The sequence below is a fragment of the Stakelama flava genome (assembly GCF_019351405.1).
Lineage (GTDB): Bacteria > Pseudomonadota > Alphaproteobacteria > Sphingomonadales > Sphingomonadaceae > Sphingomonas > Sphingomonas flava_A.
Map to the genome: position 1 here is coordinate 1 of NZ_JAHWZX010000029.1, position 1513 is coordinate 1513.

Sequence of the window (1513 nt, forward strand, 5' to 3'; positions counted from 1 at the left end):
GGAATCGCCCCAGATGACGTCATTCGCGACGGCTTTTCACCTTGCTGGAAACGTCGCGGCCGCTGTCGCATAACCTGTGACGACGCGGCGAATGATTCGATCTGCCAAATCCCGTCGTCGCTGTGACATGGCGAGATTAACGCGGAGACCGTAGAAGCGCCATGCCAAGTCGCAGCACGGCCAGCCAACTTCTCGGCTTCATTTTGTCCAGCCCCACAAAAATCCTCGAAACGCGGACAAGCTGATCAGCCGGATAATCATCGGGCAGTTTGGCCAATATTTTCGACGCCCGGTCTCGGCCCTTAGGGGCCGTCGCTCGATCGGCGCGCCGGAGCAGCAGCGGTAGTTCGTCGCGCGTCGGGTCGGTGCAATAAGCGGGCTGTCCGGGCTGTTGGCGCCACGATTCCGCGAGAGAACCCGCATCGACGGCGTCGAAACCCAGCTTTTCCACGATCCGCATGATGGCGGCCCGGGCTTTGGGATCGTCACCGGCGACGGGCAACGCAATGCGATTGGGATCGCCTGCGCGCTTGCCACCGGTGGCCAGGATTGACGCGATGATGTTGTTGAACGCCTTGATTACCGCGACGCCGAGTTCCTGGGAAACCCATTGGGACTCTGCCAGGCCGGCCCCGATCGCAGGAATTGCTCCGTCGCGCGGCGGATAGTAATTGCCCGCGTCGATCACGATCGCGCCTGGCGGCAGCGTCGCGATTACGGTCTTCGGTAAGTCGGCGATGCGTGCCATCGGGATTGCGATGATGAGAACGTCCACCCCGAGCGAAATGTCGGCGATGGCGACGGCCTTGGCGCCCGTCCTCTGTGCAAACGTTGCGAGACTGTCTGGGCCCCGGGAGTTCGCGACCTTCACCGTGTAGCCCGTTTCGACGAGGCGACGAGCGAGCGCCTCTCCGACATGCCCTGCTCCGACAATCCCAATATTCTTCACGCTAGTTCCTATGTGTAACCATCGATGGTAACATAACTATACTGGCGTCCTGTCTGCACAAGACGGCACATGGCGGTGCCTTGGTTACATGGAGAGAACTTATGTCGACGATGGTAACGGAGCGCCCCGAGGGGGACTCACGCGGTATCGGAGCCTTATCCTGCGCCCCGCACAATATGCTGACCCACCTCGGAGACAAATGGACCATTCTCGTCATCCTTCTGCTGGCGCAAACGCCGGGCAACAGGCTCAGATTTTCCGGGATAAAACGTGGCGTGGCGGGAATTTCCCAGAGGATGCTGACGCTTACGCTGCGGATGCTGGAGCGAAACGGCTTGGTAGTGCGCCATTACTTCGCCGAGGTCCCCCCGAGGGTCGAATATGAGCTGAGCCTCATGGGAAAAGGAATGCTGCCTCCCCTTGAGTTCTTCGCTCAGTGGATCGGTGAGAACTGGCCGGCCATGGAAGCCGCGCGCCGCGAGTATGATGCGAGATCAGGACAGTGAGACGCTAGGCAGCTATCGTCCCGGTGTTTCCTAAAACCCGTCTGTCTCCAATCCACCC

2 protein-coding genes are annotated in these 1513 nt (G+C 60.3%); one reads left to right on the top strand and one right to left on the bottom strand.

Translation table 11 applies throughout. The annotated features are described in order from the left end of the window. Positions 1-136: 136 nt before the first annotated feature. A complete protein-coding gene (locus tag KY084_RS16190) occupies positions 137-949 on the bottom strand; it encodes an NADPH-dependent F420 reductase (protein ID WP_219239489.1) in 813 nt (270 codons plus the stop codon). Positions 950-1050: 101 nt separating this feature from the next. On the opposite strand from KY084_RS16190, the gene KY084_RS16195 reads away from it, so the two are divergent. Then, the gene (locus KY084_RS16195; protein ID WP_246587302.1) at positions 1051-1455 is read left to right on the top strand and encodes a winged helix-turn-helix transcriptional regulator; all 405 of its coding nucleotides are present in this window, start codon (positions 1051-1053) and stop codon (positions 1453-1455) included. Positions 1456-1513 lie beyond the last annotated feature (58 nt).

Excerpts from the sequence above, each read along its gene's own strand:
- KY084_RS16195 (WP_246587302.1), top strand. The coding sequence starts at position 1,051 with ATGTCGACGATGGTAACGGAGCGCCCCGAGGGGGACTCACGCGGTATC.